21 protein-coding genes and 1 pseudogene are annotated in these 21,531 nt (G+C 68.9%); 11 read left to right on the top strand and 11 right to left on the bottom strand.

The window, feature by feature from the left end; genetic code table 11:
• Positions 1–140 precede the first annotated feature (140 nt).
• The 3 genes from FHR37_RS24695 (at position 141) to FHR37_RS24685 (ending at position 4,281) form a co-directional block, all read left to right on the top strand.
• Positions 141–1,160, top strand: coding sequence for a Fic family protein (locus FHR37_RS24695; protein ID WP_092885633.1), 1,020 nt, complete (start codon positions 141–143; stop codon positions 1,158–1,160).
• A 157-nt stretch (positions 1,161–1,317) separates the two neighbouring features.
• Positions 1,318–2,379: a glucose 1-dehydrogenase gene (locus FHR37_RS24690; protein ID WP_092885631.1), complete on the top strand. Its 1,062-nt coding sequence runs from the start codon at positions 1,318–1,320 to the stop codon at positions 2,377–2,379.
• A gap of 51 nt (positions 2,380–2,430) precedes the next feature.
• Positions 2,431–4,281, top strand: coding sequence for a glycoside hydrolase family 15 protein (locus FHR37_RS24685; RefSeq protein ID WP_202818224.1), 1,851 nt, complete (start codon positions 2,431–2,433; stop codon positions 4,279–4,281).
• An 11-nt stretch (positions 4,282–4,292) separates the two neighbouring features.
• Here FHR37_RS24685 and FHR37_RS33285 read toward each other — a convergent pair.
• Positions 4,293–4,388 (bottom strand): annotated as a pseudogene (locus FHR37_RS33285) (VOC family protein); the annotation flags it as partial.
• A 153-nt stretch (positions 4,389–4,541) separates the two neighbouring features.
• Positions 4,542–7,280 carry a cation-translocating P-type ATPase gene (locus tag FHR37_RS24680; protein ID WP_092885629.1) on the bottom strand — a complete coding sequence of 913 codons (2,739 nt, stop codon included), beginning with the start codon at positions 7,278–7,280 and terminating at the stop codon, positions 4,542–4,544.
• Between the two features lie 66 nt (positions 7,281–7,346).
• Here FHR37_RS24680 and FHR37_RS24675 point away from each other — a divergent pair, with 66 nt between their 5' ends.
• Positions 7,347–8,315 carry a phosphotransferase family protein gene (locus FHR37_RS24675; protein ID WP_092885627.1) on the top strand — a complete coding sequence of 323 codons (969 nt, stop codon included), beginning with the start codon at positions 7,347–7,349 and terminating at the stop codon, positions 8,313–8,315.
• A gap of 83 nt (positions 8,316–8,398) precedes the next feature.
• Entirely contained in the window at positions 8,399–8,902 is a 504-nt protein-coding gene (locus tag FHR37_RS24670) for a DUF2510 domain-containing protein (RefSeq protein WP_092885625.1), read from the top strand.
• On the opposite strand, the gene FHR37_RS24665 is transcribed toward FHR37_RS24670, so the two are convergent.
• The 5 genes from FHR37_RS24665 to FHR37_RS24645 all read right to left on the bottom strand — a co-directional run bounded on the left by FHR37_RS24665 (position 8,879) and on the right by FHR37_RS24645 (position 12,429).
• Entirely contained in the window at positions 8,879–9,541 is a 663-nt protein-coding gene (locus FHR37_RS24665; protein ID WP_092885623.1) for a nucleotidyltransferase domain-containing protein, read from the bottom strand. The two genes, FHR37_RS24670 and FHR37_RS24665, sit on opposite strands and share 24 nt — an antisense overlap.
• A 28-nt stretch (positions 9,542–9,569) precedes the next feature.
• Positions 9,570–10,463, bottom strand: coding sequence for an NYN domain-containing protein (locus tag FHR37_RS24660; RefSeq protein ID WP_092885621.1), 894 nt, complete (start codon positions 10,461–10,463; stop codon positions 9,570–9,572).
• A 15-nt stretch (positions 10,464–10,478) separates the two neighbouring features.
• Positions 10,479–11,450 carry a magnesium transporter CorA family protein gene (locus FHR37_RS24655; protein WP_092885619.1) on the bottom strand — a complete coding sequence of 324 codons (972 nt, stop codon included), beginning with the start codon at positions 11,448–11,450 and terminating at the stop codon, positions 10,479–10,481.
• A gap of 132 nt (positions 11,451–11,582) precedes the next feature.
• Positions 11,583–11,846, bottom strand: coding sequence for a GlsB/YeaQ/YmgE family stress response membrane protein (locus tag FHR37_RS24650; RefSeq protein WP_092885617.1), 264 nt, complete (start codon positions 11,844–11,846; stop codon positions 11,583–11,585).
• 160 nt (positions 11,847–12,006) lie between these two features.
• Positions 12,007–12,429: a pyridoxamine 5'-phosphate oxidase family protein gene (locus tag FHR37_RS24645; RefSeq protein WP_092885615.1), complete on the bottom strand. Its 423-nt coding sequence runs from the start codon at positions 12,427–12,429 to the stop codon at positions 12,007–12,009.
• A 143-nt stretch (positions 12,430–12,572) separates the two neighbouring features.
• Between FHR37_RS24645 and FHR37_RS24640 the strand changes: the two genes are divergently transcribed.
• Positions 12,573–12,758: a hypothetical protein gene (locus FHR37_RS24640; RefSeq protein ID WP_237768945.1), complete on the top strand. Its 186-nt coding sequence runs from the start codon at positions 12,573–12,575 to the stop codon at positions 12,756–12,758.
• A 64-nt stretch (positions 12,759–12,822) separates the two neighbouring features.
• Here the strand turns inward: FHR37_RS24640 and FHR37_RS24635 are convergent, their stop codons facing one another.
• Positions 12,823–13,896: a DUF3048 domain-containing protein gene (locus tag FHR37_RS24635; protein WP_092885613.1), complete on the bottom strand. Its 1,074-nt coding sequence runs from the start codon at positions 13,894–13,896 to the stop codon at positions 12,823–12,825.
• 140 nt (positions 13,897–14,036) lie between these two features.
• Here FHR37_RS24635 and FHR37_RS24630 point away from each other — a divergent pair, with 140 nt between their 5' ends.
• The 3 genes from FHR37_RS24630 to FHR37_RS24620 all read left to right on the top strand — a co-directional run bounded on the left by FHR37_RS24630 (position 14,037) and on the right by FHR37_RS24620 (position 17,398).
• Positions 14,037–14,855, top strand: a complete 819-nt coding sequence (locus FHR37_RS24630) for a PIG-L deacetylase family protein (protein ID WP_092885611.1) — start codon at positions 14,037–14,039, stop codon at positions 14,853–14,855.
• A gap of 101 nt (positions 14,856–14,956) precedes the next feature.
• The gene (locus tag FHR37_RS24625) at positions 14,957–15,892 is read left to right on the top strand and encodes a trypsin-like serine protease (protein ID WP_092885609.1); all 936 of its coding nucleotides are present in this window, start codon (positions 14,957–14,959) and stop codon (positions 15,890–15,892) included.
• Positions 15,893–16,177: 285 nt separating this feature from the next.
• Entirely contained in the window at positions 16,178–17,398 is a 1,221-nt protein-coding gene (locus FHR37_RS24620) for a Gfo/Idh/MocA family protein (RefSeq protein ID WP_202818223.1), read from the top strand.
• A gap of 156 nt (positions 17,399–17,554) precedes the next feature.
• Here the strand turns inward: FHR37_RS24620 and FHR37_RS24615 are convergent, their stop codons facing one another.
• Together FHR37_RS24615 and FHR37_RS32050 are read right to left on the bottom strand one after the other, a co-directional pair.
• Entirely contained in the window at positions 17,555–18,082 is a 528-nt protein-coding gene (locus FHR37_RS24615) for an AAA family ATPase (protein WP_237768944.1), read from the bottom strand.
• Positions 18,083–18,159: 77 nt separating this feature from the next.
• Positions 18,160–18,867 (bottom strand): YciI family protein, encoded by a 708-nt coding sequence (locus FHR37_RS32050; protein WP_237768943.1) that lies wholly within the window; start codon positions 18,865–18,867, stop codon positions 18,160–18,162.
• A gap of 326 nt (positions 18,868–19,193) precedes the next feature.
• Here FHR37_RS32050 and FHR37_RS24600 point away from each other — a divergent pair, with 326 nt between their 5' ends.
• A complete protein-coding gene (locus tag FHR37_RS24600) occupies positions 19,194–20,312 on the top strand; it encodes a phosphotransferase enzyme family protein (RefSeq protein ID WP_092885607.1) in 1,119 nt (372 codons plus the stop codon).
• A 9-nt stretch (positions 20,313–20,321) separates the two neighbouring features.
• On the opposite strand, the gene FHR37_RS24595 is transcribed toward FHR37_RS24600, so the two are convergent.
• Positions 20,322–20,735, bottom strand: a complete 414-nt coding sequence (locus tag FHR37_RS24595) for a DUF6069 family protein (RefSeq protein WP_092885605.1) — start codon at positions 20,733–20,735, stop codon at positions 20,322–20,324.
• A gap of 238 nt (positions 20,736–20,973) precedes the next feature.
• Between FHR37_RS24595 and FHR37_RS24590 the strand changes: the two genes are divergently transcribed.
• Positions 20,974–21,516: a DUF7144 family membrane protein gene (locus FHR37_RS24590; RefSeq protein ID WP_092885603.1), complete on the top strand. Its 543-nt coding sequence runs from the start codon at positions 20,974–20,976 to the stop codon at positions 21,514–21,516.
• Positions 21,517–21,531: the final 15 nt, after the last annotated feature.

Here is a 21,531-nt window from a genome sequence, read left to right as displayed (position 1 = left end):
GAACGGCGAGTGACCTGGGAGATCATCCCGCCGAGAAGTTGTCCTGTGCACTTCACCGCCTATCTGGTGTATCAACTTCGCAAAGTTGTCCTGTACATTTAGCCGTCGACCGGGTGTATCAACTTTGGAGAGGACCGTAGATGGCGCCGAACGGGAGGCCGAGCCGGGAAACGGTCTACGCGCGGTTTGCGGCTGCTGCTGAAGAGTTGCGGCGGTTCGGCGGCCTCCCTCAGCCCGCTGCCGCGGAGCAGATCTGGGACGAGATCTGGCACCTGGAGGCCCACAACTCGACCGCCATCGAGGGCAACACGCTGGTGTTGCGGGAAGTGGAAATGCTCCTAGACGAACGCCGGGCGGTCGGAGCCAAGGACCTGAAGGACTATATGGAGGTCCTGGGCTACGGGGAGGCAGCGCGCTGGGTTTACGGGCAGGCTCTCGAACCCGAGGAGTGGCGGCTGGACGGGCTGATCACCATCACCGAAGTTCGCCAGATCCATTACGAGACGATGGCGAAGGTGTGGGATGTGGCACCGCACCCGGATGCCACCGCGGACGAGTCGCCCGGCAAGTTCCGCCGCCACGACATACGGCCGTTCGGCAAGGGGATGCGGCCACCGTCCTGGACCGACGTGGAGCCACAGCTGACGGGCTGGGTGCGTGCGGCCAACGACTTCGGCGAGGCTGTGCACAGCGGCGCATGCTCCCCGGCTGAGTTGCCGGTCTGGCTGGCCGGGCTGCACTGTGGGTTTGAGCGGATCCACCCGTTCATCGACGGCAACGGCCGGGTGGGCAGGCTGGTGCTCAATTTGGTCCTCGTTCGCCTGGGCTATCCGCCCGCCATCATCTTCAAGCGGGACAGGGATCGGTACCTCGACGCGCTTGCCCGAGCCGACAACGGCGATCCAGGAGCGCTGGGGGAGCTGATCGCGCGTTCGGTCATCGACAACCTGCATCGCTTCGTCCTACCCAGCGTCGCCGGGCCGGAGCGGTTGGTGCCGCTGAGTTCTCTGGCCACGAAGGCCCTTTCCTACCAGGCGCTGCGGCAGGCGGCGCGCCGAGGAAGGCTCGAGGCCGAGCTCGCTTCGGACGGCACGTGGCGGTCCAGCCGTAAAGCGGTCGAGACGTACAAGAAGAACCGCTTCAGGCGTTCGAAAACCTAGGGTCTCGCAGAGGCAGCCCCCTCCGCCCTTGAACATTTCTTTGCCGTGCGCGCCTGTCGTCGTGGACAAGCCGTGGGCGAGGGTCGACTGCTGGGAGAACAGGCGTACGTTGCTTCTCCCACGGCATGCGAACCCGAGTCGACTTGGAGCCAGCCAGATGCGCGCACTCACCGTCCAGCCAGGCGCCGCCGGCAAGGGCAGCTCGGTACCCGTGTCGGTGGAGGAGCTGCCCGACCCCACGCCCGGCGACGGCGAACTGCTCGTACGCGGACTGGGGATCGGCATCTGCGGCACCGACAGGGAGATCATCGGCGGCCACTACGGCTGGGCGCCTCCCGGGTCCTCCCGGCTGGTGCTCGGGCACGAGTCGTTCGGCCGGGTCCTCGGCGCACCGGACGGTAGCGGCTTCGCCGAGGGCGACCTGGTCGCGGGAGTGGTCCGCCGCCCCGACCCGGTGCCCTGCGGGGCATGCGCCAGGGGTGAGTTCGACATGTGCCGCAACGGCAAGTACACCGAGCGCGGGATCAAGGAACTCGACGGGTACGGCAGCGAACTGTGGACGGTCGAGACGGAGTACGCGGTCCGGGTGGACCCGCGGTTGGAGTCGGTCGGAAACCTCATGGAGCCGACCAGTGTGGTGGCCAAGGCATGGGACCAGGTGGACCGGATCGGCGCGCGGTCGTGGTTCGAGCCGCGTCGGGTGCTCATCACCGGGGCAGGTCCCATCGGTCTGCTCGCGGCACTTCTGGGGCAGCAACGCGGCCTTGACACCCATGTCGTCGACCTGGTGAAGGACGGCCCGAAACCCGAGGTGGTGAAGTCGCTCGGTGCGGAGTACCACTCAGACCCGATCGGCGACGTGGTGGGCAAGCTGCAGCCGGACGTGGTGATCGAGGCGACCGGCATCGGGGAGGTGGTCTTCGACGCCATCGCGGCCACCGCGCCGTACGGCATCGTCTGCCTCACCGGCGTGTCCGCCGGCGGGCACAAGCTGACCATCGACGCCGGGGCCACCAACCGGAGCATGGTGCTGGAGAACGACGTGGTGATCGGCTCGGTGAACGCCAACCACCGCCACTACGCCGCCGCCGCGTCGGCGCTTGCCGCGGCAGACCTGGACTGGCTGAACCGTCTCGTCAGCCGCCGGGTCCCGCTGGAGCGGTTCACCGAGGCGCTCACCGCCGAGGCCGACGACATCAAGGTCGTTCTCACACTCTGACGGCCTACACTCTCGCCAGCCCCACCGCGTCGTCGTCGAAAGGATCGGCCGTTGTCCGCTTCGATCGAGAGCTACGCCATGATCGGGGACCTGCAGACCGCGGCCCTGGTCGGCCTGGACGGCTCCGTCGACTGGGCGTGCCTGCCCAGGTTCGACTCCGCCGCCTGTTTCGCGGCACTCCTGCACGACGAGCAGGCCGGTCACTGGCGCATCGCGCCGGCGGGGAGCGACGGCGACGGTGGCGGCAGCGGCGGAAGCGCTTCGGGACAGGCCACCTCGCGTCGCTACCGTGGCGACACGCTGGTCCTGGAAACGTTGTGGGAAACCCCGTCCGGCTCGGTCCGCGTCATCGACTTCATGCCGCCCCGGGGGCACGCCGCCGACATCGTCCGCATCGTCGAGGGCGTGTCCGGCACGGTGCCGATGACCATGCAGCTACGGATCCGCTTCGACTACGGGCACATCGTCCCGTGGGTGCGGCGCGAATCGTCCGGGCTGTGTGCCGTCGCGGGCCCGGACGCGCTCTGGCTGCGTACGGACGTACCGCTGCACGGGCGTGACATGACCACCCACAGCGAGTTCACCGTGCAGGCCGGCCAGCGGGTTCCGTTCGTGCTGACATACAAGCCCTCCCATCACTCGCCGCCGCCGCCGATCGATCCCGACCGGGCACTCGCGGAGACCGAGGCCTTCTGGACCGGGTGGATCGAGCAGTGCCGTTACGACGGGCCGTGGTCGAGCGAGGTCCGCCGGGCGCTGATCGTTCTGAAGGCACTGACGTACGCACCGACCGGAGGCATCCTGGCCGCGGCCACCACCTCGCTTCCGGAGCAGTTCGGAGGAGAGCGCAACTGGGACTACCGATACTGCTGGCTACGCGACGCCACGTTCACCCTGCAGGCCCTGCTCGGCGCCGGTTTCGTCAACGAGGCAACGGCCTGGCGCGACTGGCTGCTCCGCGCGGCGGCCGGCGATCCGGCCGACCTGCGGATCATGTACGGACTGGACGGCACCCGCCGCCTGCCGGAGTACACCCTGGACTGGCTGAAGGGGTTCGACGGCTCGTCGCCGGTACGGGTCGGCAACGCGGCCGCCGACCAGTTCCAGCTCGACGTGTGGGGCGAGGTCCTCGACGGTCTGCACCTGACCCGGGAAACCCGCATCGGCGCCACCGACGACGCGTGGGATCTGCAGCGCGCACTGCTCGACTACCTCGAGGGCAACTGGCGCGAGCCGGACAACAGCCTGTGGGAGGTACGCGGGGCACGGCAGCACTTCGTGCACTCCAAGGTGATGGCGTGGACCGGCTTCGACCGGGCGATCAAGGCGGTCGAACGCCACCACCTGGACGGCCCGGTCGACAAGTGGCGCGCGCTCCGGGACGAGGTGCACGCCGAGGTGTGCCGGCGCGGATTCGACGCCGAACGCAACACCTTCACGCAGTACTACGGCTCCGGCGGGCTCGACGCGGCCCTGCTCCTCATCCCGCGTACCGGCTTCCTGCCCTGGACGGACAAGCGGGTCGCCGGCACGGTCGACGCCATCGTGCGCGAGCTCAGTGTCGACGGATTCGTGCTCCGCTACGACCCGGGTCACGAGAACGTCGACGGCCTGGCGGGCAGCGAGGGAGTGTTCCTCGCATGCAGCTTCTGGCTCGTCGACGCCCTGCACGCGCTGGGCCGCCGAGAGGAGGCACGGAACCTTTTCGAGCGTCTGCTCTCGCTGCGCAACGACGTCGGCCTGCTCAGCGAGGAGTACGACCCGTCCACGGGCCGGCAGCTGGGCAACACGCCGCAGGCGTTCAGCATGGTCGGCCTGGTCAACAGCGCCCGGCACCTCAGCGACGCGACCGGCTCCCTCGCGACCGCGTCCGAGCCGCACCACACCCTCGACCTCCGCTGACGGAGTCGCTCTCAGGCACGTGCCAGGGCTACGGGGTTGCCGTCGGGATCGGTGACGTACGCGATCCGCTCACCCCACGGCATGTCCTCGGGCTCGCGCAGAGCTGGACATGCCGCTCGAAGCCGAGGCTCTCGTAGAAGCGTGCGGTCTCGGACACCGCGCCGGCGACGATGACGGGGAACGCTCGGTCAACCATCCGGCGAAGCTACCGCCGGCTTGCGGCCGCCGAGGTGAGCCACGCGGATGGCGCGGGCCGCGAGCTACCGACTCTGCTTCGCGGCTGCTCTACGGCGTACGAGCCAGCGGCGGATCTCGTCGGCACCCCACACGATGAACGGGAACGGAAGGACGAACGCGATCATGTCCGGGGTGAGCGCGGCGGTGCCGAGCAGGTCCTGGAACGGCGGGGTGTAGATGAGCAGGGCCGCGAGTGCGAGTTCGAAGCCGATTCCCCACAGCAGCAGGGGATTGGAGAACACCCCGACAGACCGCAGCGAGGCGCGGTCGGTGCGGGCGGCGAACGCGGTGCCGACCTGCCCGGCGATCATCCCGAGGAACGTCATCGTGGTCGCCTGTTGGTAGACGTGGTGGAGTGGCGCACCCGGCCCGGTGGGATCACCCGGATGCCAACCCGCACTCAGGAGTACGTAGAAGAAACCCGCCATTGACAGCACCGAGCTGATCACGCCGAGGAAGAGCCAGGCCCGCACCAGCATCCCCGGCCGGATCACTCCCTCCGAACGCCGGCGCGGTGGTCTGTTCATCAGGCCGGGCTCGGCGGGTTCGCGGCCGAGCGCGAGCGCGGGCAGGGTCTCGGTGCCGACGTCGAACGCCAGCAACTGCAGCACTGTCAACGGCAGCGGAATGGATCCACCGGACAACGCGAAGACGAGGAACGGCGTGATCTCCGGTGTGCTGTGGGCGAAGATGTAGACGATGAACTTGCGGATGTTGTCGTACACCTGCCGGCCCGCCCGCACCGCGGTCACGATGGTGGCGAAGTTGTCGTCGGTCAGCACCATCGTCGCCGCTTCCTTCGCGACGTCGGTGCCCGCGCGGCCCATCGCGACGCCGATGTCGGCGCGGCGCAGCGCCGGTGCGTCGTTCACCCCGTCACCGGTCATCGCGACGACGTGACCCTCGGCGCGTAACGCGTCGGCGATCCGCAGCTTCGCCTCGGGTGAGCTCCTGGCGAACACGAGTTCTTTCTCGTTGCGCAGCAGGACGTCCAGGTCGGGTTCGTGCATGCGCTCGAGTTCGTCGCCGTTCACCACGGTCGGGTGCTCGCCGGTGATTCCGACCTGGGACGCGATGGCGGTCGCGGTCAGGCCGTGGTCACCGGTGACGACGATGATCCGTACGCCCGCGGTGTGGCACTGCGCGACCGCGTCGGCCACCTGGGGCCGGGGCGGGTCCTGCATGGCCACCAGGCCGAGGAGTTCCAGGTCGCGTTCGGCATCCTCACGTCGTAGGGGAACCGGCTCGTCGGGGCGCAGGCGGCGTTCGGCGACCGCGAGGACGCGGAGACCTGCCCGGGCGTAGGAGTCGACGCGTTCTCCGAGTTCGTGCCGCAGGCCTTCCGAGAGCGGACGGCTCGTTCCGCCGTCCTCGGCCATGGTGGCGCAGTGCGGCAGCAGTGCCTCGGGGGCGCCCTTCACGTCAACCCAGATGCCACCGTCGCGTTCGTCGACGGTGGACATCAGCTTGAGCACCGGATCGAAGTGGAACTGCCGTACGCGCCGGCGCCGCCGTTCGTCGGGGTCCACCTGGCAGCCGAGTGCGGACGCGGCTTCCAGCAGGGCGATCTCGGTCGGGTCGCCCACGTGGGCACCGGCGTCACCGAGTTCGGCGTTGTTGCAGGCCGACATGGCGGCGGCGAGCCGGTCGGCGACCTGCCGGGACGACGCGGGTGCACTGTCAACACCGTCTTGCATGCGTACCGCACCGGCATTGGTCCACACGGTGGTGACGCGCATGTGGTTCTCGGTGAGGGTGCCGGTCTTGTCGGTGCAGATGACGCTGGTCGAGCCCAGCGTCTCCACCGCACTCAGGCGTTTGACGACGGCCCCGGCATGGACCAGGCCGCGTACTCCCAGCGCGAGCGCGAGGGTGATCACCGGCAGCAGCCCCTCCGGCACGTTGCCGACGAGCAGCCCGACGGCGAACACGACCGCGTCTCCCAGAGACAGCCCGGCGAACACCATCGCCACCGGGATGAACGCCACCCCCAGCGCCACGGCGATGATGGCGATCAGCCAGGCGACCCGGCGTACCTGGGACTCCAGCGGGCTCTCCGCCCGCTCGACCCGTTCGGACAGTGCGGCGATCCGCCCGATCTCGGTGTGCATGCCGGTCGCGAACACGACCGCCCTGGCCTCGCCCTCGGTGCAGGTCGTGCCGCTGAAGACGAGGTCCCGGGCCTGCAGCAGGCTCACCCGGGTGTCCAGCAGGTCCGCCGAACGGTAGGCCGGCATCGACTCACCGGTCAGCGTGGACAGGTCCACCTCGAGTCCGCCCTCGACGAGGCGGGCGTCGGCGCAGATCCGGTCACCCTCCCCGATCACCACCACGTCGCCGGGTACGAGAGTGGTCGCCTCGACGGTCTGGACGCGGCCGTCCCGGACCGCCTTCGCGCGCACCGGCAGGTACGCGGCCAGCGCCTCCACCGCGCGTTCGGCCTGGGTCTCCTGGACGAAGGCGAAGAGCGCGTTGACGACGATGACGATCACGATCGCGATGGCGACCGGCACGATGCCGGCCAGCCAGGCGAGACCCGCGGCGACCCACAACAGCAGAGCCAGCGGATGGGTGAACTGGAAGGCGAGTTCCTTCGGCCAGCGTCGGCCACCCCGGCGGGTGATCTCGTTCGGGCCGTAGTGGACCAGTCGCCGCTCCGCCTCCCGCGAGGACAGGCCGTGCCGGGACGTACGGAGGTCACGCAGCAGCAACTCGACCCGCTCGGTCGGGTCGAAGCGCGGTCGCTCGTCCTGCTCGGTCACTCTCGCCCTCCGTCGTGGGCCCTGCCTGCCTCTCTCCCTACCCAGAACGTGGCGGATACTGGCCCGATGGGTGCCGACGAGTTGACCAAGGACGAGGTCGAGGCGTTCCTGGCCGGACGGCCGGGGGGCGCGGAGGATCTGGAACCGCTGTCGGGCGGGGCGTGGTCCTCGGCGTGGGCCTACCGGGCGGGCGGCGAGGACCTGGTGGTCCGCTTCGGTCCGGACGCGAGCTGGTACGAGGCCGACCGGACCGCGATGACGTTCGCCGGTCCGGACCTGCCCGTGCCGGAGGTCCGCGAGGTGGGCACCACCGCGTTCGGCCGGGCGTACGCCATCTCGGTACGCCACCACTACGGGTGGTTCCTGGAGGACACTCCGGTCGAGCTGGCCGACGCGATCAGCCCGACCCTCACCCGCCTGCTCGTCGCGCTCTTCCAGGTGCCGGGGTCCCCGGACTCCCCGGTGGTCTGGCACCAGCCGGTGGCGTCAACCCGGAGTTGGCGGGAGTTTCTCCTTGCGGGACTGGCCGACGACCCGGACAAGATGGTGAACGGATGGGCGGACGCCCTGGCCGAGGACCGGGAACTCGCGGCGCTGTCCGCCGCGGTGACCGAGCGGGTGACAGCCCTGGTCGACGCCTGCCCGGAGCGACGCGACCTCGTCCACGGTGACCTGCTGCACGGCAACGTGCTGGTGAGTCCGGACGCGAGCCGTATCGAGGCGGTGCTGTCCTGGAAGTGCTCGGTACGCGGCGACTTCCTCTTCGACGCCGCCTGGTGCAGCTTCTGGGCGCCGTGGCATCCGGGGATCGCCGCCGCGGATCCGCTGTCCGGCGTGCTGCGGGACCCGGGCGTGCGGGCCGACCCCGGCGCCCTGGTCGACGCCGCCACCCGCCACCACTGCTACGAGCTGCACATCGGCTTCACTCACCTGGGCTGGAACGTGTGGACCAAGAACCACGAGGCCCTCGCCGCTACGGCTGCTCGGCTCGCCGAAGTCCTCGAGCGCGGTCCTCTGCCGCTGTCGGTCGAGTGAGCACGACCGAACCACTCCCGCGGATCGCAGTGTGCCGCTAGTCTCCCTGCCACGACACAGTCGTCGAGCCGCAGGAGCGCCGGATGAGCAGCGAGCCGGTCGTACCTCCGCCACCAGGGTGGTACGACCCCGGGACGAACTCCGGCGAGCTCAGGTACTGGGACGGCGGGCAATGGACGGATGACACCGCGGCCGCGACGGAGGTGGCTGCCGGCCCAGTCCCGGTCGGTCGCAAGCCCCGCGGTGTGATGTTGAGGGCTCTGCTGACCCTCCTCCTGTGGATCGGAATCTGGTGGAGTGGAGCGCAGGTAGCGCTGATCCCCGGGGCGAGCATGGCGAGCGACTCGGGTTCGGGCCTGACGGCCCTCTACGTCCTCGTGGTCTACGGCGCGCTTGGCAGGTTGGTCTCCTATCGGAGGCGGGACTGCTTCTTCGTTCTCATCCCGTTCTGGAACATATTCTGGACCTTGCGAATTGCTTGGCGAATTGCCTTCCTGCCGTGTCGGGACTGGAAACCTCGGCCCGACGAACTCAAGGATCTGGTTCCGGTCCCTCATGCAGGCTCAAGGGTCTATGTGCGCAGGTGAACCGCCCCCACTCGAGGAGCGGTGCTGGTCGAGGACGGTTAGCCAGGGGTGGTCCGGGTGGGTTAGCTCGATCGTCTCGCGTAGCCAGGCGATGTCGGCCGGCTCCAGGAGCGGAAGCGTAACGGCGAGGTCGGTCCGGTCCTTGGCCCGGTTGAGCTTCGCCTTCATGTGCAGCGAGACCTTGGGAGCCAGGTAACGGATTCCGTCGGTCGCGACGAAGGTGGCCTGCTCGAGCGGCAGCCGGATACGCGAGTCCCGCTTGGAGATCCAGGTCGTACCTTCGTGCGGGGTGAGTCCGAGATCGGCAAGCCACCGGCTCGTTCCGTCCCTGCGTACCCACAACTGCTCGCATCCGTCCAGCAGTTCGTCCGGTGTTCGCAGCGGCCGAAGCGTTCCACCGTGGTTGGACCAGACGCACACCTGCGGGAGCAGATGCGTGAGCACGGCCGGGAGGTCGGAGCGGAAGAACCCGACGTCGACGTCCTCGTGTTCGCGAGCGATGCCGGTGAACGCCTCGATCGACCAGCCACCGAAGATCCACCAGGGAACGGAGATGCCGTCCAGCAGCGCGGCGACCTCGGGTGGGGACAGGCTCGCCCACGGGCCGTACCAGCGGTAGAACTCGTCGTCGTCCATCATCGTCCGTCGATGGTACGGCGCGGTGGGGTCACGCGGAGGATCGGCCAGAAGCCTTCTTCGCCGTCTTCGCCGCGGTCTTCTTCGCTGCCTTCTTGGCGACCTTCTTCACGGCGGCCGCCTTCTTGACAGGCTTCTCCGCCACCGCGACCGGTGCCTTCTCCTCGGCGGGCCGGCGTCCCTTCAACCGTAGCCACAGCCGGCCGCGCCCACCCGCGCCGATGACTGTCTTGGTCTCCAGGAACGGTTGCGCCTTGACGAGTTCGCTCAGTTTGCCGAACCCGTAGTTGCGTGCGTCGAACGCCGGGTCGGTGCGGTTCAGGTGGTTGCCGAGCGCGCTGAGGGAAGCCCAGTCGTCGTCATCGGTGTCGACCCGGTTCAGTGCCTTGGTCAGCACGCTCTGGATCGGCCGCGGCTGGTCGGCCTTCGTCGACTCGGTCGTCGAGTCGGTCGTCGTCCCGGTTACCGTCTCGGGCGGCGTCTGGACGCCGGTGAGGACCTCGGTGAACACGAACTTCTCGCACGCCTCCACGAACGCCTTCGGCGTCTTGCGTCCCCCGACACCGATGACCCGCTTGCCCGACTCGCGCAGCCGGGTGGCCAGCGGGGTGAAGTCGCTGTCAGAGGAGACGATCGCGAAGCCGTCGACGTTGCCGGAGTACAGCAGGTCCATGGCGTCGATGATCAGCGCCGAGTCGGTGGCGTTCTTGCCGTAGGTGTAGGCGAACTGCTGCTGCGGTGCGATGGCGTTGCCGAGCAGCACGTCCCGCCAGCCGGTCAGGTGGGGGTTGGTCCAGTCGCCGTACGCCCGCTTCACGGTGATGGTGCCGTAGCCGGCGAGCTCCTCGAACATCTCCTTGATCAGCTTCGAGGAGGTGTTGTCGGCGTCGATGAGTACGGCGAGGCGGGTGCTGTCGTCGGTCATGGGCGGTAGAACTCCCTAAAGCCAGTCGCGTCGTTTGAACAACAGGTACAGGCTGCCGGAGATGACCAGGATGGCGAGGGTGGAAAGCCAGAAACCCCACGCCTGTTGGAAGCCAGGGTAGGGGACGTTCTGACCGTAGAATCCGGTGATGGCAGTGGGCACGGCGATCACCGCCGCCCAGCTGGTCACCTTCTTCATGATCGTGTTGAGCCGGTTGGCCTGCAGGCTGAGCTGGGTCTCACGGATGGTGGCCACCAGGTCGCGCAGGGATTCGGTCCACTCCGTGGCTCGCAGCACGTGGTCGTACACGTCCTGGAAGTACGGCATCAAGGTGTCGTCGACGATGTGGAGGTCGCGGCGCATCAGTGCGTTGACGAGTTCACGCATGGGCAGAACGACGCGACGTAACACGACCAGGCTCTTGCGAAGGTACAGCGAACGCCGCTGCATGTCCGCGTGGTCCACCTGGTCGGCGAAGACCATGTCCTCCAGCGCCTCGATCTGCTCGTCCAGTGCCTGCACCGCGTCGAAGTGACTGTCCACCACGTAGTCCATCAGCCCGTGGACGAGGAACCCCACACCGCTCTTGGTGAGGTCGGACGAGGAGTCCCATCGGCTCAGTACCGCGTCCATGTCGAACTGCTCGTCCTTGCGAACCGTGACCAGTGCGCGGGCGGTGACGAACGCGGCCGCTTCCGAGAGGGCGAGTACCCCACTCTCCTTGTCCAGCCGCACCGCGTACACGGTGAGAAAGGCGTGGCTGTCGTAGCGGTCGAGCTTGGGGCGCTGGTGTTCGTGTACGGCGTCCTCGACCGCGAGCTCGTGCAGGCCGAGCTCCTCACTGATGGAGGCGAGGTCCTCCTCGGTGGGAGAACACATGTCCAGCCAAACCGTGGCATTCGGGTCCGAGAGGTGGTCCGAGACGTCGGCGACGGGGAAGTTCTCGGCTTCCAGAACACCGTGGCGGTAGAGGCGGGTACGAGCCATGACGGCTCAGACTAACCACAGAACCCCCTCGGGGCTCGACCGAGCCGTCGTGTCCCCGTAGACCTGTGAGGAGGCGAGCCCCTTCGTCAAGATTCGTGGGTTATGCGGGTTATGGCCGCCGCGCACGTCGACTCAGCGGCGGCGTGTTCCGCCTGCGACCAGAGCAACGCCGACAGCAGCGAATCCGACCTGGATCGCAAGCTGGATCCAGTTGATGCCGGGAGTGTGCGCGACGTTGAGAGCGCCGGCGACAACGGTGCCGAGCAGTGCCGCGAGGATACCGATGCCGACCGTGAGCAGGCAGCCGATCTTCTGCTTCCCGGGAACCACAAGACGTCCGAGGGCGCCGATGATGGCGCCGACGACAACCGCAGCGACGATTCCACTGATGACCACGACAGCCTCCTGCTTCGCCGCGCGGTCACCCGGTTGACCGCGGGGAGGTGTGACGCTACCAGGGCAGGGTGGCCGCTGCTCGTCAACGTGGCCTTGTCAGCTACCGGATGAGTCAGCTACCGGATGAGGAGCGGGAAGGCTCCGGCGGGCCTCGGTGCTGCTACGGCACGAACGCGGGGGCCTGGAACTTCCGTCCTTCGAGGTAGTCGACGTAGACGCACACGACCTCTCTGCCCGCGTCAGACGCCCAGGGCTGCGGAAGCTCGCTGAGCACGTGCTCGACCTGGTAGGGATCGGTGACGTGGCTGGCCGGACCGCTGGCCACGACGCTCCAGCCGTGCCCGTTGATCGGGTCGATGTGGTCGATCTCCACGCTCACGTCCTGGCGTTTGTCCCCGACCTCCACCTTGGTGCCGTTCTCGGTCCGGAACAGGATCCGCGCGTCGTCCTCACACATGTACCGCACCGGGTGGACGGCGTAGTGAGTCCGGTCCCAGAACACGAACCGGCCGATGGTGGTCTCGCGAAGCAGGTGGCGGCACTCCGCCAGGCCCAGGGCCTCAAGCGCACCGGATTCGTACATCCCGGACCTTCTTTCGGCATGACAGAAAAGCCAACGACTCCATCTTCCACGCGTCGCCGCAGGACCACAGCCGCACAGCCAACGAAGTCGGCCGGGCCCGCGCAGGACGAACTGGGACAAGCGGCCGTTGTTACAGTGCGGCCGTGCATCGCAGCCGATTCTCCACCCTCCTGATCGACGTCCCCCGCGACGAGGTGCCTGCCGCGACAGGCTTCTGGTCGGCGGCGCTGGGAGTTCCGGCACGGCCGGAACCAGGCGAGGAGCAGTTCACGTCTCTGCCCGGCGCGTTCCCGCAGCCACCTCCTGTGCGTGATTCCGCTGCACAGTGATCCGGAGACCTTCGAGAAGCACGCCCAGGTCTGGGACTGACGCCACCGGGCTGCGCCAAGCCGGTCACCTGGGAGCGAGCATCACCCAGGTCTGGCCCGGAGCGAAGGTCATCGGCCGCCCCGCACTGGTGGTGAACTTCGTTCCCCCGGCGGCGCGTGGGCGGGACCAGCGGGCGTCGTACGCACGGCCGTTCCGCAGCACCAGCGCGCGACCTGAGCCGACGGTCTCGGTGTACGGCGTGTAGTTGCCCGCCGAGTCCTTCAGCGCCGAGCGGCGAATCCTGGAGTACTGCACCACGACCGTCGCCGGGGTGGGCGGCGCGCCGTCGGTGGCCCGCATGGGCGTGCCGTCCATCGACACCCGCCAGCGGTGTTCCTTCGCCGACCAGCGGAAGTCGGCGCGGAACGAGGGGAAGCGCACCTGCTGCGAGGTCACGGCCCGTCCGCCCGCCGGCTGGGCGCCGAAGCGGAAGCCGATGTCGCGCGGGGTGCTCGCCTTCGGCGCCCGGGCCAGCAGCCGGCCCGTCCGGGCGTACAGGTTGTGCGGGGCCGGCCGCGCACCACCACGGAAGTACGCCGAGCCGGCGTGCGCCGGTGAGACGTCGTACACCGGAGCCTTCGTGAGCTTCGAGAGCACCGTTGAGTTCGCGCCGGAGTAGGCGAACGCCGGCCGCCCGAACTGGCGCAGCAACTCGATGTCGGACTCCCGCGCGCTCCGGACGGGCCCGAGAGCCGTCGGCGTCCGGGAGGAGAAGACGGCGAGGATCCGGGAGAGTCCACCCTCGACCTGTTCGACGTAGATGATGTCCGCTCGCGCCAGCCCGGCGGCCGGTCTGGCTGCCGGCACGTTGTCGATCTTCACCGCGAGGACGCGCTTCGCCGGCCCCCGCGCCGGCAGGCCCGTGAACGGCGACCCGCCCCGGACGGCCGACGGCTTCGGCGTGGCTGAGGCCGTGGGTGAGGCCGTGGGTGAGGCCGTCGGTGAGGGCGTACGACTCGCCGCTGTCGGTGGCGCGGTGGTGGGGGAGGGGTCCGCTGTCCAGAAGTGGTCACGGCCCGCACCCAGGGCCACCACTCCGGCGGTCACGACGAGGATGCCGACAGTGGCGGCGAGAACGATGCGGAGGGTCCGGTTCATCCAGCTATCCGAGGTCTGTGTGGACGAGCCCGAAGGCCCGTCGCCCTGTCGTACAAGGAAAATCCCCCGCAGTGCGCGGCCGACGTTGCCCCGTCCGGGCGTCCCGGTCAAGTCCGCGCTGTCGGGTACTCTCCGCGATCATGGAGCTGTCCGGGGCGAAAGTGCTCGGGGTGTTCGCTCACCCCGACGACGAGACCTTCTTCGCTGGTGCGACGTTCGCCGCGTGCGCCGAGGCCGGAGGTGACGTGCGGCTCGCGACCCTCACGGCCGGCGAGGCCGGTGCGATCGGGGCGGGGCCCGCACGTGCCGCGCTCGACCGGTCCGATCGCGGCGCACTGGAGGCGGCGGCCACCACCGGACTGTCGCGGTACGCCGCGGCGTGCACCGCGCTCGGCGTTCGCCGGTTCGGTGTCGTCGTCCCTGGTCGCTGGCGCGACGCCGGTGACGCGGGTGCGGGTTCGTTGGCCGCCGGGGACCTGGCCGAGCTGGCGGAGGCGATCAGGGAACTGGTGGCGGACCATCGGCCGGACGTCCTGGTCACGGTCGACGCCGACGGGGTGACCGGCCACCCCGACCATGTGCGCACCCACGAAGCCGTCCAGCGGGCACTCGACCTTCTGGGACGCACCGGGACCCCGGCCCTGATGCTCGGCGGCTGCGTCCGCTCCGACGACGTCGCCACCGCCCGCGAGCGCCTCGCCGGGCTCGTGCAGGGCCGTGAGATCGGTACGACCGGGATCGTCGGGACGTCGGCCGAGGACCTGGTGGCGGCCGAGTGGTCCGCCGAGGCAGGCGCCGCCAAGCTGGCGGCGTTGGACGCCTACGCGCCCGGCCTCGGCACCGCGCCGCTCGCCGAGCTGGTGCCCGACCGGCCGCCGGTGGGCGACGGGGTCCTGCTCAGGACGATCGCCGAGGTGGCCGGCCCGTCGCGGGAGTACTTCCGTCCGCTCCGCCCCTGACGGCGTTCCGACCGCGCTTCGGGCACTTCTCCTCGCCTCGATCCGGGTGCACTATATGCGGCACCACATGCGGCACCACGCACCTGACAAGGGAGCCCCGGATGCGTATCAGAATCCTGCTCGTCGCCGTGGCATCGGTCCTCGCCGTGGTCGCGGGCACCGTACCCGCGCAGGCGATCACCCACGGCACCCCCGACGGCCAGGGACACCCCTTCGTCGGGGAGCTGTTGTTCTACGTGCCCGACGAGGCCGACAGCCGGTTCGACGATCCGGGCTCGTGGTTCACCTGCTCGGGCACGCTGCTGAACGGCCACATCGCGCTGACCGCCGGCCACTGCACGTACGCCATCGGCCGCAACGGCGCGTCGACCACGGCCGGCGGCGGCTCGGGGTCGGGCGGCAACGACGTGTGGATCAACTTCGACGAGAAGCCGAACTTCGACATCCTCAAGCCCAGTTCGTCGTACGGGCGGGACCAGAACGCCCAGCGCTACCACGACTGGTCCACCGCGCTGAACTCCTCCACCAGCTGGCACCGCGCGACGTCCCACCCGCACCCGCAGTTCGACCCGGACGCGTTCTACCTCCACGACGCCGGCGTGCTCGACCTGCAGGACTCGGTGTCGATGCCGACGTACGGCAAACTGCCCACGCAGGGCTACCTCGACCAGTTCCAGACCGGGCCGCGGCCCGAGGCCCTGTTCACCGTCGTCGGGTACGGCCTGAACAAGGTCCTCCCCGGCAGTGACGTCGGCGGCGACACCAGGGTGCAGGGGACCACCCAGCTCGTCACCCTGCAAGGCCTCTTCGGTATGCCGTACGGCACGGCCGCTCGGTTCAGCAACAACAACGGCAAGGTCCACCAGGGCGGCACCTGTTTCGGTGACTCGGGCGGGCCGACGTTCCACGGCGCGAACACCGTGGTCACGGTCACGTCGTTCGGTGTCAGCCCGAACTGCACCGGCACCGACGACGAGTACCGCATCGACCAGCCCGACGACCTGGCGTTCCTCGCGGGCTTCGGCGTCACGCCCTGAGCTGTGGCCGGTACCCGGCACGGCCGGTCGCTCACGCGACGTACCGTGCCGGGTACCTCTCTGTGACCTGAGAGGTGGAGCCGCGCCGGTCGACCGGGGCGTCGGCGATCGTCCGGAGTCCGACTCCGGACTTCTGCGGCCCCCAGTGCCCAGCGATCGAGAGGGGCGCGGGGAGGACCTGGGAAGATTGACACGATTCACGGAAACTACGAAGTACGCCGGTGTGGAGCCGGCGGGGCAGTCCCCGCTCGAACCTGATCAAGACCAGCGGCAAGGATGATCTACATGAAGATCGGCGTCATAGGTACCGGGCAGTTCGCCCGCAGCTTCATCTCGTTGTGGCAGATGCATCCCGACGTCGAGGCGGTCTACGCCTGCGATGTCGTTCCGGAGCGTGCAAAGGAGCACCAGGAGAAGTACGACCTGGCCGGTGTCTTCGCCGACGCCGACGAGATGCTCGCCTCCGACGAGGTGGACTCGGTGGCGGTCATGACGCAGCGCTGGAGCCACGGCCCGTTGGTGCTGCAGGCCCTGGAAGCCGGCAAGAACGTCTACTCCGCGGTGCCGATGGCGATCTCCGTCGACGAGATCAAGGCGATCATCGACAAGGTCGCCGAGACCGGCCTGATCTACATGATGGGCGAGACCAGCTACTACAACCCGGCCGTCGTCTGGGCCCGCGGCAAGGTCGCCGAAGGTGCGTTCGGGCGGGTGTTCTACTCCGAGGGCGACTACGTCCACGACATGGACAACGGCTTCTACGCCGCCTACAAGTACAGCGGCGGCGAGGACTGGAAGAAGACCGCCAGCTACCCGCCCATGCTCTACCCGACGCACGCCATCGGCGGTGTCCTCGGCGCGCTGCCGACGTACGCCACCAGCGTCAGCTGCATCGGCATTCCCGACGACCGCGGCGACGGCGTGTTCGACAAGAACGTCTCGCTGTGGGGCAACGACTTCTCGAACATGAGCGCGCTGTTCCACCTCGCCGACGGCGGCGCGATGCGGACCAACGAGTTCCGCCGGGTCGGCTACTGGCAGGGGCACGAGTCCCGGTTCCGCTTCTACGGCACCGAGTCGGTGATGGAGCAGACCGGTCACGGCGCCACCTGGAGCATCAAGACCGAGGGCGAGGACTACCGCAAGGGCGACACCCTCGACATCAGCGACCTCTTCTACACCCGCGGCGGCCAGGTGCCCGAGGGCTTCGGCGACGTCGACCCGGCGCTGATGCAGAGCTTCGCCTCCGGCAACGCCAAGGTGCAGGACCGCAGTCGGCTTCCGAAGGAGTTCGAGGGCGCGCACAACGGCCACGAGGGCTCCCACCACTTCCTGGCCGACGACTTCGTCCGCGGTGTCACCACCAAGACGCAGCCGCCGGTGAACGCGTGGAAGGCGGCGAGGTTCACGCTGCCGGGCGTGATCGCGCTCGAGTCGGCCCGCCAGAACGGCGCCCGGCTGGAGATCCCGGACTTCGGCGACGGCCCCGAGAACCCCGCCTGGTAAGGCAGATGTAGCGGACTCACGGGAGCCGGGTCCGAGTCGCCGCCGAGTGTCGCGGCGTCTCGACCCGGCTCCGGCTCGTGACCTCATCGGGGTCATGCGGGACGTGGCGCCGGACTCGTTCGAACTGGTGATCTCGCAAGCGTGAAGGTTCGCGAGCTATTGCGCCTCGCCGAGGGTCGCGGTCCAGGAGAGAATCCGTAGCGCGATCTTCTCCGCGTCCTCGTCGTCGGTCGTGATGACGGTGGGGATCAGCTCGCGGGTCTCGGCCGCATCGGCCACCGCATCCTCGATCCACTCAGTGGACCAACCGCGCGTGCGCAGGCGGGCACGCCTGAGTTCGTCGGCGCAGTCGAGCAGAGCCCAGTGCACGGGGCCGTCCGGATCCGCTGTCGTGGCCGGCTCCTCCGGGTACGGCGTGGGGCCGAGCAGGAGGACGGGGTGGCCTGCCCGCCGGACGATGTGGACGATGCGATCCCACATCCGGTTGTACGCCGGCCAGTTCGGTGCCGCGTCCGGGAAGGCGATCGGTACGCCGAGCAGTGCGCCCTCGTCCAGTAGCTCGTCCTGGTCGATCACCACCAGCCCCTTCCCGAGCCGGACCAGTTCGGGCAGGAGTGTCGTCTTCCCGACGCCCGGTGCGCCGGTGACCAGGAACAGGGGAGCGGAGGCAGGTTTCGACGTCACCCGCCGCACGGTAGCGCCGTCGGCCGACGGCAACGCAACGGGATTTCCTGCTCCGTCAGATCGCCGTCACCGGGGTCTCATTCGACCATCGGGTCGTACATGAACATCCGAACGTCCTGCGCGCGGCGGCCGGCGACCGCGAACTTCGCGGCCCACTCCAGCGCGGCCTCGTGGGAGGGCGCCGTGATCACGGTGAAGCCGGCGAGAGGCTTCCTGGTCTTCGGGCGCGGGCCGTCGGCGACCGTCCCGTCGCCGGTGACCGCGCCGACCCATGCCGGCGTACTGTCGTCCTGCGGCTCGTAGTTCAGCCCGCCGCTGAAGACGTACACCCCGGCGTCCATGCAGTCCTGGATCGCCGCGTGGGACGTCTCGCCCACCGCGACCCAGTCCTCGGTGGTGGGGAAGTCCATGTCGCCGTTGTCGAACGAGATCAGGTAGCGCGCAGGCTCGCCACCGCCTCGCCTGAACGCACGGACCTTCTGCGGAGTCCGGCAGCCGGCCGCGACCCTCGCGCCCCACTCCAGGCCTGTCTCCCGATCGGGACCCTCGACGATGGTGACGCCGCCGAGGAGTTCCTTGCTCTCCGGGTACGGGCCGTCGGTGATCATCCCGTCGATCGCGATCACGACGGGCTTCACGTCGTGGTCCAACTCGCCCGCGAAGACGAACGCACCGGCGTCCCTGGCCTCCTGGCGTACCGACTCGACGGCCCTGGCCACCTCGGGCAGGTCCTCCCCGGGAAGGTCCGTCGCACCGCTTTCGAACGAGATCAGGTACCGCGCCATCTCATGACTCCTTGTCGCAGGCGACCTCGTCCGGCCGCGTCTCGTTCCTCCTACGAACGCGCCGCCCCGGATCCGACAGGCCGACGGCGGAGAATCTAGCTCCTTTTCAGCCGGGGCCGCGTTCTCGGGGGCGAAGGTTGACGTCGTGTGGGTTTTCGCATGATGATCTGCCGGGTGGCGTTGACCTGACGCCGAGCCTGCGAGGACCTGCCCCAGCCGGGACCTCGGGATGGCGAAGGGGAATCTTCCCTCAGGGGTCGCGATCGGTTCAGGCCTGTTCGAGTGTCACGTTGCTGGGGAGCGACGACACGTCGAGGAGGCTTGTCATGACCAGGCAGAGCAGTTTCAAGCGCGTGGTCCGCGAGAGGGCCCGCGCGACCGGGCAGCGGTACACCCAGGCGCGCGCGGATCTGGAACTGGCGAATCGCCAGGAGTTCGTCCATTCCCGTCCGTTCGAACAGGTGACGCTGAAGGCCCACCTCGAACAGCACTACGGCATCGAGATCACCTCGATCCTGCCGATCGACGACGATCCCGCCACGCGACCCGACGGCTCCTGGCCGGGCCACTATGCCTCGACCCTGGTCGTCACACACGCCGACGGCCGGCGGTGGATCGCGCGGGTCTTCTCCTCGTCAGCCGACCGGGTCAGCCGCGTGGAGGGTGACGCGGAGATCCTGCGGTTCCTCGCCTCCCACGACTTTCCCGCCGAACGGATCGCCCACGATGATCCGGTGACTGTCCTCGACGGCAAGGGGATCATCGTCACCAGGTTCATCGACGGCGGACGCCCGCGCGCCGGCACCCCCGTGTGGGAGGAGATGGCCGAGATCCTGGGCCGGCTGCACACACTTCCCGCGGCCGGTGGCGCTGTCTCCCGGGACGGCGGTGCCGAGGAGACCGACGGCGGCTTTCATGTGGGACGGCCGAAAGAGGATCTGGCAGCTGCGATGGGCTTCCTGGTCAGCGTCGAGGACAAGGTGAACACCGCGGCTCGGGAGAAGTTCGAGTGGCTGCGCGCCCAGGTCGAGAACGCCGACGACGCCGAAGGCCTGCCCGAGGCGCTCACCCACGGCAACTATCACCCGTGGGCAGCAGTCGGCACGCCCGGCAACCTCGCGATCATCGGCTGGGCAGGATCCGGGTGCGGGCCCCGACTGCCCGCCCTGGCCTGGCTCCTGCGCACCGCCGCCGAACACAACGCCACCGAGAACATCGCCGCGGTCATGCACGGCTACTCCAGGCACGTCCAGCTCACCGACGAGGAACTCCACCGGCTCCCGTCGATCCTCAATATGCGGGCGCTCTGGCTGGAATGCCTCGGCTTCCGGATGACCGTCAACGACGGCGGTACTCCCATGATGGACGAGGGCTGGATGCAGCCGGCCAGCCGCGAGCGTGCCGAACGCGTCGTGGCGCAGGCGATCACCGCACTGCGGGGCTAACCCCGTCCGTCATCCGGCGAGCCGGCGCGCGATCGCGGGGACCACGATCGCCGCCGCGACCAGGTGGGTGAGCATCAACAGCGCCTTGGTGGCCGGGGCGGCGTCCGCGAGGATGTCCGGGACGAACGAGAGGGCGAGCAGCGCAACGGTCGTACGGACGAACGCCCGCCGCGGGTGCCGGGCCCAACGCGCCAGCGCCACGGCGATGACCAGGCCGATCAACGAGAAGCCGGCCGTCAGCACGCCGAAGCCGGTGACCGGGATCGGGGCTCCGGCCATGTCCAAACTGATCCCCGCGGCGTGGCCGGCGGCGGCGACGGTCATCGTGGCGACGCTCGCGACCGCCGCGGCGGCCACCCCGGTCACCGGAAGGGTGGCGAAGCGGGAGGTGGTGATCCGGGCAGTGTTCAGCGTGGTGGTCATTTCTGCCTCCGGTGAGTTCCGGACGGGCAGTGTGCCCGTCGCTCACTATGACTTCGAACGAGGCGGGCACTCATCGACAGGCGGACGCCGGCTTTTTCGTCCCGGCGGGAAATGCCGAGCTTTCACGAATTCGCGTGCGCTGCCGGATATCGCCCGGTGGGTGGGGACCCCGCTCCGGAGTAGCGTTTGTGGAGGACCTTCCGAACCGTTGGAAGGGACGAAGTATTTGGGGGTTGCCATGACCGACATGGGACGGCGCGACACCGGCGCCGGTGCGCAGGAGAAGCGGGCGGAGATACCGGAGCAGGCCCAGCGGGGTGAGGTCACCACCTCCTCCGCCGAAGCGCCGGCCGGGCGGATGACCGCCGAAACGGAAGTGACACGATCGGCCGGCGGCGAAGGACTCGGCTGGATCATGTTCGCGGGAGCGGTGCTGATCACGGTAGGCGTGTTCGAGGCGATCTGGGGCCTGACCGCACTTTTCCGGACGACGTACTTCGTGGTTCCGTCCAGCGGGCTCGTCGTTTCCTTCAACTACACCGCATGGGGATGGGTCCACATCGGGCTTGCCGTGCTGTTGGTCGCGACCGGACTGGCGGTGCTCGCGGGTCAGCGGTGGGCACGCTACGTCGGTATCTGCCTGGCGGCTCTGGGCATGATCGCGAACTTCCTGACGTTCGCGGCCTTCCCGTTCTGGTCGCTGGTGATGGTCGCCGTCGACATTCTCGTCATCTACGCCCTCTCCGTTCGCGGACACGAAATGGAGAAGTTGCGTACCTGAGCAAGGGGGAATCAG

Source organism: Actinopolymorpha cephalotaxi, from assembly GCF_013408535.1.
Taxonomy (GTDB): Bacteria; Actinomycetota; Actinomycetes; order Propionibacteriales; family Actinopolymorphaceae; genus Actinopolymorpha; species Actinopolymorpha cephalotaxi.
The sequence above is the reverse complement of the archived record's forward strand: the minus strand, read 5'-3'. Positions and strand labels throughout refer to the sequence as shown.

Bases quoted from the DNA above. Each gene is read 5' to 3' on its own strand.
- FHR37_RS24665 (WP_092885623.1), bottom strand. From the start codon at position 9,541: ATGATGGACGACGACGAGTTCTACCGCTGGTACGGCCCGTGGGCGAGC.
- FHR37_RS24670 (WP_092885625.1), top strand. From the start codon at position 8,399: ATGAGCAGCGAGCCGGTCGTACCTCCGCCACCAGGGTGGTACGACCCC.
- FHR37_RS24595 (WP_092885605.1), bottom strand. From the start codon at position 20,735: ATGACCACCACGCTGAACACTGCCCGGATCACCACCTCCCGCTTCGCC.
- FHR37_RS24620 (WP_202818223.1), top strand. From the start codon at position 16,178: ATGAAGATCGGCGTCATAGGTACCGGGCAGTTCGCCCGCAGCTTCATC.
- FHR37_RS24645 (WP_092885615.1), bottom strand. From the start codon at position 12,429: ATGTACGAATCCGGTGCGCTTGAGGCCCTGGGCCTGGCGGAGTGCCGC.
- FHR37_RS24630 (WP_092885611.1), top strand. From the start codon at position 14,037: ATGGAGCTGTCCGGGGCGAAAGTGCTCGGGGTGTTCGCTCACCCCGAC.
- FHR37_RS24600 (WP_092885607.1), top strand. From the start codon at position 19,194: ATGACCAGGCAGAGCAGTTTCAAGCGCGTGGTCCGCGAGAGGGCCCGC.
- FHR37_RS24625 (WP_092885609.1), top strand. From the start codon at position 14,957: ATGCGTATCAGAATCCTGCTCGTCGCCGTGGCATCGGTCCTCGCCGTG.
- FHR37_RS24675 (WP_092885627.1), top strand. From the start codon at position 7,347: ATGGGTGCCGACGAGTTGACCAAGGACGAGGTCGAGGCGTTCCTGGCC.
- FHR37_RS24590 (WP_092885603.1), top strand. From the start codon at position 20,974: ATGACCGACATGGGACGGCGCGACACCGGCGCCGGTGCGCAGGAGAAG.
- FHR37_RS32050 (WP_237768943.1), bottom strand. From the start codon at position 18,867: ATGGCGCGGTACCTGATCTCGTTCGAAAGCGGTGCGACGGACCTTCCC.
- FHR37_RS24655 (WP_092885619.1), bottom strand. From the start codon at position 11,450: ATGGCTCGTACCCGCCTCTACCGCCACGGTGTTCTGGAAGCCGAGAAC.
- FHR37_RS24660 (WP_092885621.1), bottom strand. From the start codon at position 10,463: ATGACCGACGACAGCACCCGCCTCGCCGTACTCATCGACGCCGACAAC.
- FHR37_RS24690 (WP_092885631.1), top strand. From the start codon at position 1,318: ATGCGCGCACTCACCGTCCAGCCAGGCGCCGCCGGCAAGGGCAGCTCG.
- FHR37_RS24695 (WP_092885633.1), top strand. From the start codon at position 141: ATGGCGCCGAACGGGAGGCCGAGCCGGGAAACGGTCTACGCGCGGTTT.
- FHR37_RS24635 (WP_092885613.1), bottom strand. From the start codon at position 13,896: ATGAACCGGACCCTCCGCATCGTTCTCGCCGCCACTGTCGGCATCCTC.